The organism is Nostoc sp. LEGE 12447 (genome assembly GCF_015206985.1).
Lineage (GTDB): Bacteria > Cyanobacteriota > Cyanobacteriia > Cyanobacteriales > Nostocaceae > Nostoc.
Genome location: NZ_JADEXT010000002.1, coordinates 190,397 through 206,305 on the forward strand (window position 1 = coordinate 190,397; position 15,909 = coordinate 206,305).

9 protein-coding genes are annotated in these 15,909 nt (G+C 43.3%); 3 read left to right on the forward strand and 6 right to left on the reverse strand.

From position 1 onward, the window contains the following. Positions 1–68: 68 nt before the first annotated feature. The 5 genes from IQ274_RS03310 to IQ274_RS03330 all read right to left on the reverse strand — a co-directional run bounded on the left by IQ274_RS03310 (position 69) and on the right by IQ274_RS03330 (position 7,898). Positions 69–1,586 carry a trehalase family glycosidase gene (locus IQ274_RS03310; RefSeq protein WP_193867355.1) on the reverse strand — a complete coding sequence of 506 codons (1,518 nt, stop codon included), beginning with the start codon at positions 1,584–1,586 and terminating at the stop codon, positions 69–71. Positions 1,587–1,683: 97 nt separating this feature from the next. Continuing rightward, positions 1,684–4,482, reverse strand: a complete 2,799-nt coding sequence (gene treY / locus IQ274_RS03315) for a malto-oligosyltrehalose synthase (RefSeq protein ID WP_193867356.1) — start codon at positions 4,480–4,482, stop codon at positions 1,684–1,686. 404 nt (positions 4,483–4,886) lie between these two features. Beyond that, entirely contained in the window at positions 4,887–6,734 is a 1,848-nt protein-coding gene (gene treZ / locus IQ274_RS03320) for a malto-oligosyltrehalose trehalohydrolase (protein ID WP_193867357.1), read from the reverse strand. Positions 6,735–7,027: 293 nt separating this feature from the next. After that, the gene (locus tag IQ274_RS03325) at positions 7,028–7,435 is read right to left on the reverse strand and encodes a thiol-disulfide oxidoreductase DCC family protein (protein WP_012411948.1); all 408 of its coding nucleotides are present in this window, start codon (positions 7,433–7,435) and stop codon (positions 7,028–7,030) included. 247 nt (positions 7,436–7,682) lie between these two features. Next, positions 7,683–7,898, reverse strand: a complete 216-nt coding sequence (locus tag IQ274_RS03330; RefSeq protein ID WP_193867358.1) for a hypothetical protein — start codon at positions 7,896–7,898, stop codon at positions 7,683–7,685. A gap of 184 nt (positions 7,899–8,082) precedes the next feature. Here IQ274_RS03330 and IQ274_RS03335 point away from each other — a divergent pair, with 184 nt between their 5' ends. The 3 genes from IQ274_RS03335 to IQ274_RS03345 all read left to right on the forward strand — a co-directional run bounded on the left by IQ274_RS03335 (position 8,083) and on the right by IQ274_RS03345 (position 11,001). After that, positions 8,083–9,135 (forward strand): aldo/keto reductase, encoded by a 1,053-nt coding sequence (locus IQ274_RS03335; RefSeq protein ID WP_194141565.1) that lies wholly within the window; start codon positions 8,083–8,085, stop codon positions 9,133–9,135. 182 nt (positions 9,136–9,317) lie between these two features. After that, positions 9,318–9,890, forward strand: a complete 573-nt coding sequence (gene dps, locus IQ274_RS03340) for a DNA starvation/stationary phase protection protein Dps (RefSeq protein WP_193867359.1) — start codon at positions 9,318–9,320, stop codon at positions 9,888–9,890. Between the two features lie 394 nt (positions 9,891–10,284). Further along, on the forward strand, positions 10,285–11,001 hold the full coding sequence (locus tag IQ274_RS03345) for a pirin family protein (RefSeq protein ID WP_179063607.1): 717 nt from the start codon (positions 10,285–10,287) through the stop codon (positions 10,999–11,001). Between the two features lie 462 nt (positions 11,002–11,463). Here IQ274_RS03345 and IQ274_RS03350 read toward each other — a convergent pair whose 3' ends face one another. Further along, entirely contained in the window at positions 11,464–15,756 is a 4,293-nt protein-coding gene (locus tag IQ274_RS03350) for a tetratricopeptide repeat protein (RefSeq protein WP_193867360.1), read from the reverse strand. Positions 15,757–15,909 lie beyond the last annotated feature (153 nt).

Below are 15,909 nucleotides of genomic sequence, written 5' to 3' on the forward strand. Positions count from 1 at the left end.
ATAAGCCATATAGAGTCAAGTGTAATAAATAAAATAAAGGCGTGAGGAAAAAACTCACGCCTTTTTATTTAAACTTTTTTCCCACGGGCTGCTAAGAGTTCCAGAATAACTCCATTTGTCCAGCCGAAGCCAACTTCGTTAGAACTATATCCAAAGGAGATTTCATCGGAAACGTTGGCAGAACAGCGTTCAACATCATATTTCTCAACTAAGGTATTGTGACGCTCGAATTCTTTAATTACCATAGCCAGGAATTTGTTAGCAATGCGATCGCCTTCTGTATGAAACCCGTAACGGTGAAGTCCCTGAACAGCAATTAATGTCAATGGTGCCCAACCAAAAGGTGCATCCCACTGGTTTCCGGTGATATGAGTACTGGTAAGAATTCCGCCTGGGGCTTCAAACAAAGAGAGGTTTTCCACGACACGCTGGGCTTGGGCTTGAGAAGAAATTCCCAGCCATAGGGGATAGAATGTGGTTGCAAATTCGTAGCAACGGCGTTTTCCACTCTGGAAGTGATAGTCGCAATAGAGTCCTCGTTCTTCATTCCAGAGAAATTGATCGATCCGATCGCGCCGATATTCGCCGCGATCGCGCCATTGTTGTTCCAGTTGTTCGTTCCCCAAAATAGCGTTAATGTTCGCCATATCTTGTTCTACCTGATACAGCAAACTGTTGAGGCACACAGGAGCGTAGTGGAGGATATCAGCACTGAAGGGGCCAAATCGGTTGGTGATATCAAAACCGGACTCGCGCATGGTGCGATCGCCCTTGTAAAATAGGTGGGTCAGTTTGTCATTTTCCCGATCATAGTAAAGATTAACGTCGTAATCTTCAACGTCAAAGGTTTGGTAATATTCCTTGACGCGATCGTAGTGGCTTTTTCCCTCGTCATCTCGCTCGGAAAATACAACTTCTGGCGCGGGGCCTTCGCCAAAGGCATAAAATCTGGATAAGCCGGTTCCGGGATTCAAATGGGGCGGTACTACCCAGTAATAATAAAATTGTTCTAAAAGCGGTACGGTTGTCCTCAACCACTCTTCATCCTGGGTGTGCTGAAATAATGCCAAAACCATCATGCTGAGGACGGGGGGTTGCGATCGCGACAGCATATAAGTTCGGTTGGCATTGAGGATCGTGCCGTAATGCTTCACCTGGTACAACAATTGATCTACCTGGCTTTGCGCTAGCTCCCATTCTTGATCGTGCAAAAGTCCCAGTAATATAAAGTAGCTGTCCCAGCCATACATTTCGTTAAATCGACCACCTGGTACGACATAAGGCCCTGGTAGATATAGTAAGCCATGCTGTTTAATCGCTTCGACTTCTGAGGGCAAAGTGCGAATTTCAATTCTTTGCATATCTTTGGAAGATAGCGATCGCTCTAACACTGTCTGAATGTCGGGACAATCTTCTAAGGGGGAAATGTAGACGAGCCAAGGAGTATCGGTTTTGTGGTCTAGTTTGGTATCTTTGGCGGATTGTAATAAGTGTTCGTGCGATCGCGTTAAGGTTTTCCAGGTTTTTTTGATATGAGTTCGCACGCGATCAATCTGCGTGGTGGTAAGTTGTGGGGGAGTTGTCATATTTAGAATTTTTTTAACGCAAAGGAACGCAAAGGGAAGCGCAGAGGAACGCTGAGGTTTTACAGGGTTCTCTCTGCGTGGGACAAGATTTTTGTTTTTACTCGGCAGTGCTAATTAAGAGGGCAACTGGAAAATGGGCAAGGGCAGATCCGATAGATAAGGTTTCTGTAGCCTGTAAAGCTTGTTCAGTTAAAACGTTTGTCCAGGTGAGGGGAGTTCCAGAGGGTAATTGTAGGTGGGTATCTTGCCAAACTGACTCACCCAGGGGGTTGTCTCCAGCCTGGATAAGGTTGGTTAAAAAGCGAGGCGCGATCGCGATCGCTGTTTGATTCCCTTCTCGTCGTGCAAAGGCGATAATGTGATTGGCGTAAGTTCCCTGAACTTCTAAGGGCAGATAGTCGCCATCCTGGAATAATGAGACATAGTTTGTTCTGGCTTTGAGTAATTGAGCCGTTAAAAACAGTTTGATTTTGCCGTCTGTTTTATCGTTTAGCAACTCCTGAATTAGTCCGAGAATATCTGTTTTGGCTTGTTCGCGGATGTCGTTTAAGTAGGTACGTCGCTGTTCAAAATCTACGGGACGGCGATTGTCTGGATCAACTAGGCTGAGTTCCCAAAGTTCTGTTCCTTGGTATAAATCGGGTACGCCGGGTGCGGTAATCTTCAGCAGAGTTTGAGAAAGGGAATTGAAGATACCATACTCTGCAATTCGCTGCTGAAAGGGACGAAAGGCTTCTAGAAATTCTTTGGAGATAGAAGGGTCTAGTACCTTTTCAATGAAGGAAGTACAGGCTTCTTCATACTCGCTATCAGGTCGCAACCATGCTGTATGCACTTTCGCTTCTCGAATTGCCTTAATTATATAATCCTTCACCCGTTCCACGAAGGATGCGTGTTCCTGTTCTGCAAAGGGAAACGCCCCTACTAGGGTTTGATAGAGAAAATACTCATCGTTGCGATCGGGCATAGCAAACCCGTGGCGATGACTGCGACTTCCTCGATTAATAGCACTCCAGGTATTTACCTGCTGATCCCATTCATTAGGGATTTCTGACAATACATTCAATCTAGCCCTCACATCTTCGCCGCGTTTGGTGTCGTGGGTAGCTGTGGTGTTCATTGTGTGAGGCCAGGTTGCTTGGTGCTGTTTATTAAAGGCATGAAATTTGGCTAAATCGATACCAAAGTGACCGGGATTTCCCCCGACTTCATTTAACGATAGCAACCGATTGTAAACATATAATGTGGTGTCTTCTACACCTTTGGCCATTAGCGGGCCGCTATATTGCTGCATCCGCAAGACAAAATATATCCACTGTTCGCGTTCTGTTTGAGTTAGAGAATTATCAAAATCTAGCACCATTAACTTTTCAATAAAGGTCAGTTCATGCTGCAACAAGGGCGTTTGTTCTTTGGCTTGGCGAATTACTTCTTGAATAGTAGCGCGATCGCTCTCCCCAATCCCATCTGGTGTAATATATGTACGGTAAATCGGGAACAGAGTTAAAACTTCTGCGATCGCTCTTTTCAAGCCATTCAGGGTAAAGTCATTGCCATAGCGGTATTTGCTGGAAATGTTCTTTAACAAAAGAGCCAAATTGTCAATATCACCCGCTAAATTCTTTTCTAGTATCAGGTGCTTTTTATCCTTCACTACCGATGAATAATCTACTCTGGAACCAATAAAGTTTTGATAAATTTTATCGAAGGATGATTCATTTTCAGTTTGACAAAATACACCATTTACATAGTTAAGAAAGTCATATCCCGATGTACCTTCAATTTCCCAGTTTTCCGGCAGGTCTTCGGTTATTTCTAAAATCTTCTCGACCGTAATATAAACATCTCCCGTCTTTTCTCGGAGCCTTTGTAGATACTGGATTGGGTTATAGAGTCCATCAATATGATCGATGCGTAAGCCTGTAAATTTGCCCTCCTCAACCAGCTTTTGAATGAGGCTATGGGTATTATTAAAAACCCGCACTTCTTCAACTTTAACGGAAATCAGTTCGTTGACAGTAAAGAAACGGCGATAGTTCATTTCTTCCGCCCCAACTTTCCAGAAAGCGAGACGGTAAAATTGATCGTTGAGTAATTCATCTAACAAGTTAAAGCTCTCTGAATTACCTGGTTCTCCGTTGAAAGTTTGGATATTTTCGTCAATGAACTCGCGGATAGCATCATTTGTGGTGTAAAGTTCCCAAACTAATCCTTTAATAAATGCAATTTGGTCTTGTCGCTGTTTTCCAGCAACTTCTGAAGGCACACTTTTGAGAATATACAAAATACCCAATAGTTTAATAAAATCGGGGTGATTGCGTCCGAGTGTGCGTGTGAGTTTGCCCAGATTATGGGTAATAAATTTTGTATAAGACTCTAATCGTAGCGGCAGTTTTAAGCTGTAATAATTTACGGTTAAACCGTTTTGTTCGTATTGTAGTTGAATGTGTCCGTTTTCTAGGGATGCACCGTAGAAATCTCCCAGCAAAGGAGCAAGAATTCGCTCTTGGCGATCGCCAAAGGGAGCATTCCAAGAAAGATCGAAGTAGTCAGTATAGCTGGAATCTGGGCCGTGTTCCAGTATGTCCATCAAATAATCGTTTTCGCTGCTATAGGCCATGTGGTTGGGCACTATATCTTGTAACCAACCCATACCAAGGGATTGGACTTCGCTAACTAATTCATCAAAAGATTCATTAGTTCCCAGTTCTGGGTTAAGTTGAGTGGCATCTACTATATCGTAACCGTGGGTACTCCCAGATCGTGCCTTGAAAATGGGGGAAGCATATAAATCAGAAATACCCAAATCTGCTAGATAAGCCGCGATCGCTTTAGCATTGTCAAAGCCAAACTGGGGTGTAAACTGAATTCGATAAGTTGCGGTAGGAATTCGCATGAGTTTGTTGTGATAAGAGATGGGGCGATACGGTTCGGTTAACGTGTTTGTCTTTGGAAGATCCCCCCAACCCCCCTTAAAAAGGGGAGCTTTTCCTGATCTTTACCCCCTTTTTAAGGGGGTCGCCGCAGGCGGGGGGATCTTATCTGAAACCTATTGACAGGTGGGGGAATTTGAACCTTTTAGCTCGAATGTTGAGCCTTTTTACTCGGACGTTGAGTCTTTTTACTCGGACGTTGAGTCTTTTTACTCGGACGTTGAACCTTTTTACTCGGACGTTGAGTCTTTTTACTCGGACGTTGAGTCTTTTTACTTGAACGTTGAACCTTTTTACTTGAACGTTGAACCTTTTTGCTCGAACGTTGAGGTTATGAGGCTGAAACTTGAAGTTCTAACTCTCCCCCTCATCCTTTTTCATACAGTACTAAACTAGTAGGTTGCAATTTCACTTCTTTTCCCATAGACAGATGTTCATCTGTTTCAGAACCAGGCCCAGACCATGAGGTATCAGCAGAGTCTAACAATTTATTAGCATTATGCTTAAACGGCAGAGTTATTGTGACTGGAGACGAATTAAAATTCATCACAAATATTAGTTCACTTGATTCACACCAACGACGCACAATAACTAACTGCTTGTCTTCATCGCTAGTCGCTTCGATGAAATTGCGGTCTTGATTTAAAAGTGCTGGATGCGTCTTGCGTAAATTAATTAACTGACGATACCAATCCCACAGAACTTTGTGCTTACCTTCATGACGTAATTGCCAATTGAGTTTAGACTTTAGGAAAGTTTCTGCCGATTCGGGATCTGGGGGATCGTCTGCATAGTGAAATGCTTCAAATTCTTCTTTGCGTCCGGCTCGAACTGCTTGAATTAAATCGGGATCGGAGTGACTGACAAAATAAATGAAGGGTGCAGTTTCTCCATACTCCTCACCCATAAATAACAGGGGTAAATTAGGCGACAGCAGCACAGCGCCAGCAGCTAACTTCAATCCTTCAAAAGAGATCCTCTGGCTGAGGCGTTCTCCTTTCATTTGATTGCCGATTTGATCGTGGTTCTGGATGCAGACAGAAAATTGTGATAAATTGCGATCGCGGCAAGATATGCCATGAAATCGCTTGCGGTGTGGTGCGTACTTCCAATCGTAGACAAAAGTATCTTCATAAGCTTTTGCCAACTGAGCTGTTTGCCCAAAATCTTGATAATATCCTTGGCGATCGCCTGTCAAGAGTGCGTGCAGTGAATGGTGAAAATCATCACTCCACTGAGCATCGAGTCCATATCCACCCAATTCTGCTGGACGAATGATTTGCGGATTATTCAAGTCACTTTCGGCAATTAAATGGCGTTTCCACTTTTGCCCTTGTTGTGAAAAATGATGAACTGCTTCCGCCAGTTCCCAAAGAAAATGCTTCGCCCCCAAGTCATAAATTGCTTGAATGGCATCAAGCCGCAATGCGTCAATGTGGAACTCGCGCAACCAGTAAAGCGCATTTTCGATAAAATAATTTCGCACACCTTGACTATGGGCATCATCGAAATTCAGCGCTTCACCCCAAGGTGTTTTATAGGTTTTAGTAAAGTAGGGCGCGAACTGACTCATATAGTTGCCTTCTGGCCCAAAGTGGTTATACACCACATCCAACACCACAGCGATATTGTGTTGGTGGCAAGCATTTACGAGTTGCTTTAGTTCGGCTGGGCTACCATAAGAATTTTGAACTGCATAAGGGTAAACGCCATCATAGCCCCAGTTGCGGTATGCCAGAGACGCTTCTATATGGGTGTCTCCCGGAAACTGGGAAATGGGCATGATTTCTATCGCATTAATTCCCAGTTCCCTAAGTTCCGGTAGACGAGAAATGATGGCGGTGAAAGTTCCTTCAGGTGTGAAAGTACCAACATGGAGTTCGTAAAAAATCATCGACTCCACAGGGATACCAGTCCACCCTTCATCAGTCCACTCAAACTGATGATCGACAATTTGAGACGGGCCATGCACTCCTTCAGGTTGATACTGCGACGCGGGATCGGCAAAAGCGTCTTGGCCATTCAAAACATACCGATAAAGCGTGCCTGGATACACATCATTTACTTTCGCGTGCCAATATCCCTCAGACTGAGGCTTGAGGGGAATAACCTGCTCCTGTGGTGTCAAAGTTTTTACAGTGACGCTATCTAATAGCGGCGACCAAACTGTAAATTCACATTCTCCATTACCCAAGTAGTTAGCACCAATTCTCACGCAGTATCCCTCCCGTCAGTATGTTGTGCCGAATTGTCGTGCGATGGCGTACCCGCCCACCGGAGGTGATCGCAACATTGATTGCACAATGTTTACAAACACGCCAGATAGCATAATGGTTCGTCTACCAGACTTTTTGCTAGCACCTGGAGGCGGATTTTTTACAGGACAAATTCTGTCTAATGATAAATTTAGTTGTGAAAGAGGCAGCGCAATACTGTTCGGTTAAGGTTTCTTGATAAAAATTTTAGATTGCAAAGACGCGATCCATCGCGTCTTTTGCTTGTCGCGGTTTAAATTGGTTTGCAGCTACCATCTACACAATAAGACGACTCATAAGTATTAGAACGCTTACCAAATATGGTGTAGCGGTTATCGCGAATTTGTTCGTAAAAGCGATCGCCTGCCCATTTCATCCCCGGTAAGGCTCGATAAGCGTCTACAAATACACTTCCTACTGGCAATAATCGCCCAATTTCTTCAGCTGCGTTACTACCTTGCCAACGTCTCTGAGGTTCATTGCCATCAATTAAAATCATCCCCTGTTCACAATCTTGGGCTGTAATTCCCCACTGTAAAAGTGTCTGCTCATCTTGCATCGGAGCATAGCGAAATAACTTTCCCTTGTCTAAGGTTTCTAGCAATTGCACTAAAGTAACGCAGAGATTACAATTTCCGTCGTAGATTACATAGTAGTTCATAAAAATAATTATTTTAGCGTAGAAAGCTGTAGCGATCGCTCTTGCCTCAGTAAGAGGTTGTTTAAAAAGTCTAATTTATTACTCACCAGGCGATTGGAAGTCACGGCTACACAGTCAAAACCCACCTCCGTGGGTTAAAACCATTGATTTTCTCTTAGTCCACGGAGATGGACTTAGTTTGTGTAGTAGCGTTCGCCCTTGGCGTGCCGGAGGCATCATTCTATTCGCCCTATTCGCCTAAAACTTTTCAAACAACCTCTAATAGCGCATTAACAAAGCAGGCTAATGCATTCACAATGCAAGCGATCGCATTCACAAAGCGGGCTAGTACATTCACAATGCAAGCGATCGCATTCACAAAGCGGACTAGTGCATTTACAAAGCGGGCTAATGCATTCACAAAGCGGGCTAATGCATTCACAAAGCGGGCTAATGCATTCACAAAGCGGGCTAATGCATTCACAATGTAAGCGATCGCTTTTGCTTCGCTAAAGTTAAGTTAGCGCGAAAAAACCCAAGTATATTACGAAACGTAAAGAGGCTTAAAGCCCTTACTAATGACCAATGACAAAGGACAAATGACAACCTTTGTTATGATGCCTTTGGAATGGTATTCGCGTTGTTTTTTCGTTAAAGAGAAAATATTCATGAGATACAAACTCTTAGGCAAAAGCGGATTAAGAGTCTCTGAACTCTCCTTGGGAACCATGACCTTTGGTGAAGATTGGGGTTGGGGTGCATCTGTTGACGAAAGTCGTAAAATCTTTGACACATATACAGAAGCAGGGGGAAATTTCATTGACACCGCCAACGGTTATACCGATGGTAGCAGTGAAAAAATTGTCGGTGAGTTAATCGCAAAAGAACGAGAACGCTTTGTAGTTGCGACAAAATATTCCTTTCCCTTGCGGATGAATGACAAAAAAGGCGACCCTAACGCCAGTGGAAACCATCGCAAGAATTTAATTCAGTCTTTGGAAGGTAGTCTGAAACGGTTGAATACCGATTACATTGATTTATTTTGGTTGCACGCTTGGGATTTCACAACACCAATTGAAGAAGTTTTGCGATCGCTTGATGATGTAGTTCGTCAAGGTAAAGTACTTTACATTGGCATTTCTGACGCACCAGCTTGGATCGTTTCTCAAGCAAATACTATTGCTCAGTTTCAAGGATGGACGCAGTTTGTCGCGCTGCAAATTGAGTATAGTTTAATTCAGCGAACACCAGAATGTGATTTGCTACCGATGGCTAAAGCTTTTGATTTGGCGGTAACGCCTTGGTCGCCCTTGGGTGGCGGTGTGCTAACAGGTAAGTATAATCAGCCTCCTCAAGCAGGCGATGAACAAGGACGATTAACAAATCCAGGCTTAGGAAGTATTTCAGAACGGAATTTAGCGATCGCTCAAGTTGTTAGTGAAGTTGCATCAGAAATTGGCCACACACCCTCACAGGTAGCATTAGCTTGGTTACTAGCTCAAAGTGGTGTGATTATTCCCATAATTGGGGCACGTAAATTAACACAGTTTCAAGATAACTTAGCTTCTTTAGATGTCAGCCTTTCGCCCGAACATCTGCAACGCTTAGATGAAGTTAGCAAAATTGAACTGGGTTTTCCCCATGACTTTTTGCAGAATGATGTAATTCGCGATCGCCTTTTCGGTGGTACATTTAATACCATAGAAAACCATCACATCTAAATATCATTTTTAACTTCACTTTTCACAGAAAAAAGTCTCAATCCAAAATCTAAAATTTCAAATGGTATAAAGCCTTAAACAGTAACACATTCAGGCATTAATACAATCCATCGTCAGAGAGTTTCGCACAACCAGCCAATATCTGTAAAGTTAGATTTAAAAGGCATTAACAACGTAGACCCATGAGCGACAACAGCATTACATCACGTTTGTACCCTACCCGCATTGACATTCCCGCCAAAGCGAGAGTTCAAATCGTGGTACTTCTCAACCAAACCTTAGCAGCTACTTCGGATTTAAAAACCCAAGCAAAGCAAGCGCATTGGAATGTTAAAGGAACTGACTTCTATCAGCTACATCTATTATTTGATGAACTTGCTGAGGAATTGGAAGGATACATCGATTTAGTAGCTGAACGCGTCACAGCTTTAGGCGGATACGCTTTCGGAACAGCCCGCGCCGCAGCTAGTAATTCAATTTTGCCAGAATATCCCTTAGATATTTTGGATGGTAAAGATCATGTGACAGCCTTAGCAGATCGCTTTGCACTCTATGCGAAACATATTAGAGAAGCGATCGCAAAGACTGATGAATTAAACGACCTCGATACCGCCGATCTTTACACCGAAATTTCTCGTACCATTGACAAACGACTCTGGTTCTTAGAAGCTCATCTACAAATAGCAGAAATCAAAGAAGAGAATGGTAACGCTGGTACTACTAAAACTCAAAAGATTCCTGCTGCTGTAAAATAAGCACTTCTGAGAAAAGTAGTCTTTCTTAAATCTAATAGTATCTTTTTGGTAAGTACGTCACTTTTAAGTGCGTACTTTTCATTTATATGTATATACCTTACTATTGAAATAGTTCAAAACGAAGTCAGGAAATTCACCAATATCTTCAACAAGCGAGCCATTAAAATTAATACTTAAACTTTAAGAAGTTATTAGGTGAGTGAAAAAGTATGCTAATTCCATTTTGATTTCAAATCCCAACTTTAGATTTTTCCTGCAATCTAAAATCGTTCAGTGAGCGTATCGCTAAAGCGAAAGCTTCGCTAACGCGTAGCGTTCCGCAGGAAAGTCTAAAATCTAAAATTCAAAATTGAGTCGTTCCTAACTAAATACTCATTAACAAAGAGGTAAATTTATGTCTCAAAATACAATTACCCACTTAATTCACGATCGCAATGCCCGTGGTCACGCGAAAATGGGCTGGCTCGATAGCTATCACACATTTTCTTTCGGTAGTTTTTACGATCCCAACCGTATGGGATTTCGCTCTCTGCGCGTGATTAATGACGATCGCATCGCCCCTGGTGCGGGATTCCCTACCCACAGCCATCGTGATATGGAAATCCTCACTTATGTCTTAGAAGGTGCTGTAGAGCATAAAGACAGCTTGGGTACTGGTTCGGTAATTCGCCCCGGTGATGCCCAAATTATGAGCGCTGGAACTGGAATCAGCCACAGCGAATTTAATCCTTCACCAACTGAACCACTGCACTTACTGCAAATCTGGATTCTTCCCGATCGAGAAGGAATAACGCCAAGATATGAACAAAAAGCTTTTCCTCTCGAAGAAAAGCGCGGTAAACTCCGCTTAATTGCCTCTAAAGATGGGCGCGATGGTGCTGTGACAATTCACCAAGATGTTGAGCTATATACATCTGTATTAGAGTCAGGTGATGTTGTCAATTATCAAGTCAAAAGCGATCGCTATGCCTGGTTACAAATAGCGCGAGGCATAGTTAACCTAAATGGCGAAGAACTCAGAGCCGGTGATGGCGTACAAATCAACGGCGAAGAACAGCTAGAAATTAGCACCAACATCGGCGGCGAAATCTTGCTTTTCGATTTAGGCTAATATCTCTTTTCTCTGTTAAAAGCTCATTTAGATGAGCCTTTAACAGAGAATATAATGTGCTTTGGGGTGAATTATGGCGATCGCAATCTCCGACAACCAAGCCACAAGTCTAAAAAACTGGTGAACGAGTATCAAAGACTCATTAATGGAGTTCAGAACCTCTTTAATGAAGCTCAAAGACTCATTAATGAAGCTCAAAGGCTCTTTAATGAGTATCAAAGACTCATTAATGGAGTTCAGAGCCTCTTTAATGAGTATCAAAGACTCATTAATGGAGTTCAGAGCCTCTTTAATGAGTATCAAAGACTCATTAATGGAGTTCAGAGCCTCTTTAATGAGTATCAAAGACTCATTAATGGAGTTCAAAGACTCGTGGATAAATCAACTTAACGCAAAATAGGCGATCGCTGCCAACCTGCAAAGCCAAATTCAATTCTGACTTTGTTAATTACGAACTACGAATTACGAATTACGAATTAAATCCTGCACTCTCTCTACCATTTGCCTAACTCCCTCAGCATAAGGAGATTTGATATGCTGTAATATCTCCAAGGCTGGCTGCAAATAATTTAGTGCTTGATTGTAATTGTCTTGTTTCTCTGCCATACGACCCAAATTTGATAATGACAATGCCTGACCGTAGACATTGCCGATTTGTTCATCGAGAGCAAGGGATTGTTCAAAAAGAGCGATCGCTTCGTCTATTTCTCCTCTATCGGCTTTGATTCCCCCCAAGTTGCTCAACGTTGTTGCCGTGGTTTGGACATCGCCAATTTGTTTATTGAGAGCAAGGGATTTTTCATAAAAGTCGATCGCTTGTTCTATTTCTCCTTTATTGGCTTTGAGCAGTCCCAAGTTGTTCAACGTCTGTGCCTGACCTTGGACATTGCCGATTTGTTGATTAAGAGCAAGGGATTTTTCATAAAAGTCGATCGCTTGTTCTATTTCTCCTTTATTGGCTTTGAGCAGTCCCAAGTTGTTCAACATCGTTGCCTGACCTTGGACATCGCCGATTTGTTCTGTAAGAACAAGGGATTGTTTAAAAAGGGTGATCGCTTGTTCTATTTCTTCTCTATCGGCTTTGATTCCCCCCAAGTTGCTCAACGTCGCCGCAGTAGTTTGGACATCGCCGATTTGTTCTGTAAGAACAAGGGATTGTTCAAAAAGGATGATTGCTTGTTCTATTTCTCCTCTATTGGCTTTGAGTAATCCCAAGTTGTTCAGCGTCCGTGCCTTGAGTCGGATATCGCCGATTTGTTCTGTAAGAGCAAGGGATTGTTGATAAAAGATGATCGCTTGTTCTATTTCTCCTGTATTGGCTTTGATTCCCCCCAAGTTGTTCAACGTCGCTGCCTGACCTTGGACATCGCCGATTTGTTCATTGAGAGCAAGGGATTGTTGATAAAAGGCGATTGCTTGTTCTATTTCTCCTCTATTGGCTTTGAGTAATCCCAAGTTGTTCAATATCCGCACCTGACCTTGGATATCGTCGATTTGTTCTGTAAAAGCAAGGGATTGTTGATAAAAGGCGATTGCTTGTTCTATTTCTCCTCTATTGGCTTTGAGTAATCCCAAGTTGTTCAATGTCCGTGCCTTGAGTTGGACATCGTCGATTTGTTCTGTAAGAGCAAGGGATTGTTGATAAAAGGCGATCGCTTGTTCTATTTCTCCTCTATTGGCTTTGAGTCCCCCCAAGTTGTTCAATGTCTGCGCCTGCCCTTGGACATTGCCGATTTGTTCTGTAAGAGCAAGGGATTGTTGATAAAAGACGATCGCTTGTTCTATCTCTCCCGTATTGGCTTTGAGATGTCCCAAGTTGTTCAATGTCCTTGACGTGGTTTTGACATCGCCGATTTGTTCTGTGATGACAAGGGATTTTTGATAAAAGGCAATCGCTTCTTCGATTTCTCCTTTATTGACTTTGAGCGCTCCCAAGTTGTTTAACGTCGTTGCCTGCCCTTGAATATCTCCGATCTGTTCTGCAAGAGCTAGGGATTTTTGATAAAAGGCGATCGCTTGTTCTATTTCTCCCGTATTGGCTTTGAGTCCCCCTAAGTTGTTTAACGTCGTTGCCTGACCTTGGACATCGCCGATTTGTTGTGTAAGAGCTAGGGATTGTTGATAAAAGGCAATCGCTTGTTCTATTTCTCCTTTATTGGCTTTGAGCATTCCCAAGTTGTTCAACGTCCATGCTTGGACATCGCCGATTTGTTGACTAAGAGCAAGGGACTGCTCATAAAAGGCGATCGCTTCTTCGATTTCTCCCTTATTGGCTTTCAGACTTATCAAGTTGTGAATAATTGCACTTTTTTCTCCTTCGTCTTCTGCTGGACAGATATCTAAAGCTTGTTGATAATGCTCTTGGGCTTGATTTACATCACCTAATTCTTGTTCAGAGCGAGCTAACTCATGTAAAACTAAGTAATCTTCAGCAAGTTCTAGAGTTGATTTGCACAGTTGAACAGCTTCCCGAAATCGGCTTTTACTTTTCCAACCTCTTGCCAACTTCCCTGCAATTTCTACAGCAATCTTGTCTACCTTCCCTTGCAACGCCAGCCGATGAATTTCTAACCATTGTTCCTCGATTACTGTTTTCGTCCCTTCCCCCCAAAGGCGAGACAACACCTCAGCCGCTTGCTTATAAAAAGCTTCCCCATCTTCCACTAACTGCACAGGCAAAATGCGCGGCACTCGTAAAGTCTCATCATGGCTTACTTCCAACAGTCCCAACGCCACCGCCCGACTAATATAATGTTCCAAATTGGGGATAGTGTCACAAGCTGTGACGAAAGCTTCCTTGGGTACTGGTAACTCAAACACTAAACCCCGCGACAACATCTCCCGCATAGTTGTATCCATCTGTTGCAGCAGCGCCTCTGCCAAAACTTGCTCTCGTAATTCCACCGGATCTGCTGCTAAGCGATTCAAAATTACCGCTACATCAACTGTTGTATTTTGCAGAATCTTATCCAACCATTCCAGCAAGCGGGGATTACCATCCGCTAACTTATGCGCTTGTGATTTTAACGCTTCATCCACCTGAGATTCTGCACCAAAGGCTGTGAGGAGATTACACTTTTTTCGCAAATCTGCGCCTCGCATCCCCTCCAACGGCTGTTTATGGAAATGCTGCAACTGGGTAAATTCAAAATCGTAACGGGAGGTAATAATAATGCGGTGGGAAGTGAAATTTTCTCTAATTGCCCAAACTAAAGCTTTCATTACCTCTGCTGCTTCTGATTGCAAGACATAACTCTCATTGCGGGGTTCTAAATTCACTTCAAAGTCATCCAACACCAACAAAAACGGCTTTGCTTCCTCATGCAAATCCTTAAAAACTCGCTTCAGCCGATATTTTAAATCTTCATCGTAATTTTGTAAGCGTTTGCGTTGTTCGTTGTCATCCAACTTTTCTGTTAAGCGACTCACCAAACTAGCTTCATCGATTCGCCCAACCCAGACAACACGCTCAAAATTGGGCAGTCTGTCACAAAGCCTAGCTGCTAAACTACTTTTACCCAAACCGCCCATGCCATGAATCAACACCCCTACCTCATGGGTTGATTGACTCAGCACCCGCAAACAATTTTGCAATTGACGACGACGACCAACAAAACTCTCTCGCGTCGGGACTTTCACCTTACCAGCAGCATCTAAAAACTGGGTAGAAACAGAAAGCGGTGGTGCTGGTTTCCGTCCACGAGTCCGCAAAGTTGTAACTAATGAACTTGGTAAATTGCCTGCTGCATACAGCCGCAATAAATGCCAATCCCGCGCTTTGTTCTTAATTAATGTTTGATAGGTACAAGCAAGAGCTTCGGTGATTTGCTTCCCCGCCGACAATTCCTGATAAAGTGCAGATGCTGCGGCTGTCGCATCTGGATCTAAAACCTTTTGACCCCAACCCAAAACCGCTTTTGCACCAGATTTCAGCAATTCTTCAGCCATTGACGGCACAGAACCGCCATTACCAGCTTGTCCAGTGCGACAACCAGAGAGGAAAATTAGTTTAGGCAATCGAAATTGTAATTCTTGGGCAATATCTCCAGCACTGGCATAGAAAGCTTCACCTGTTGCCGTTTCTGTAATAAAGCGGGGTTGCCCATCTTGTAAAGTAGCATGACCCGTCAGGTGTAAAACATCAAAATAATCCCCGTCGTAACCATCGACTAAATAACCCAACTCCGACAAACAGCCGCTTTCTTCCACCGTCAGCGCTAAAGGTTGCCGCTTTGTCGTTTCTAAAATCCGTGCTTCCTCTCCCTCAAAATCCAGCACAGGCTCGACATTCAACGGTGAAGTCGCCATAAACAAAACTTGCAGCGCCCGATTTTCTGGTTCACCTGCAATAGTCAATTTTTTTACCGTGCTATCCGACACCCACCGCACCGGGACAATAGCCGGAACACGCTGCACTAAAAAACCATTGCTATCGTGCAGCACTTCCCAAGGCAGATGAGCGAGTTTTTCAGATGTAGCGATCGCTAACACAATCCCCTCACCCCGATGCTTATCTAACAAGGGTTGCAGCCAGCGATCGCTCCCATCCAACCAGTTATACAACCGCCGTCCAGTTATCGTATAATCTTCTGGGAAAAACGAAACATAATAATCTCGTTCCGCCAACTTAATCAAGTCGGCGATTTCTGATAGAGGAAGCGATCGCCTTTCATACTTGTTTGGATTATCAATAAAGTAACGTAGCTCTACGTAATTCTCATCAACTGGCTTGAGGTCGAGGTGGAGGGTTTGCACGTTCTCAATCTTGAGACTTCAGTATTTACCCCAAGTCTACCACCCAATACTTGTCGGATTTTGGGGAAAAGGGGAAGGGGAAAGGGGAAAGAAAAAACCTTTAACCTTTACCCTTTAACCTTTTCCCAAAACCCAATTCCGAGTTAAAAATGC

Coding starts and splice junctions, on each gene's coding strand:
- IQ274_RS03345 (WP_179063607.1), top strand. CDS start 10,285: ATGTCTCAAAATACAATTACCCACTTAATTCACGATCGCAATGCCCGT.
- dps (WP_193867359.1), top strand. CDS start 9,318: ATGAGCGACAACAGCATTACATCACGTTTGTACCCTACCCGCATTGAC.
- treY (WP_193867356.1), bottom strand. CDS start 4,482: ATGCGAATTCCTACCGCAACTTATCGAATTCAGTTTACACCCCAGTTT.
- IQ274_RS03325 (WP_012411948.1), bottom strand. CDS start 7,435: ATGAACTACTATGTAATCTACGACGGAAATTGTAATCTCTGCGTTACT.
- IQ274_RS03335 (WP_194141565.1), top strand. CDS start 8,083: ATGAGATACAAACTCTTAGGCAAAAGCGGATTAAGAGTCTCTGAACTC.
- IQ274_RS03310 (WP_193867355.1), bottom strand. CDS start 1,586: ATGACAACTCCCCCACAACTTACCACCACGCAGATTGATCGCGTGCGA.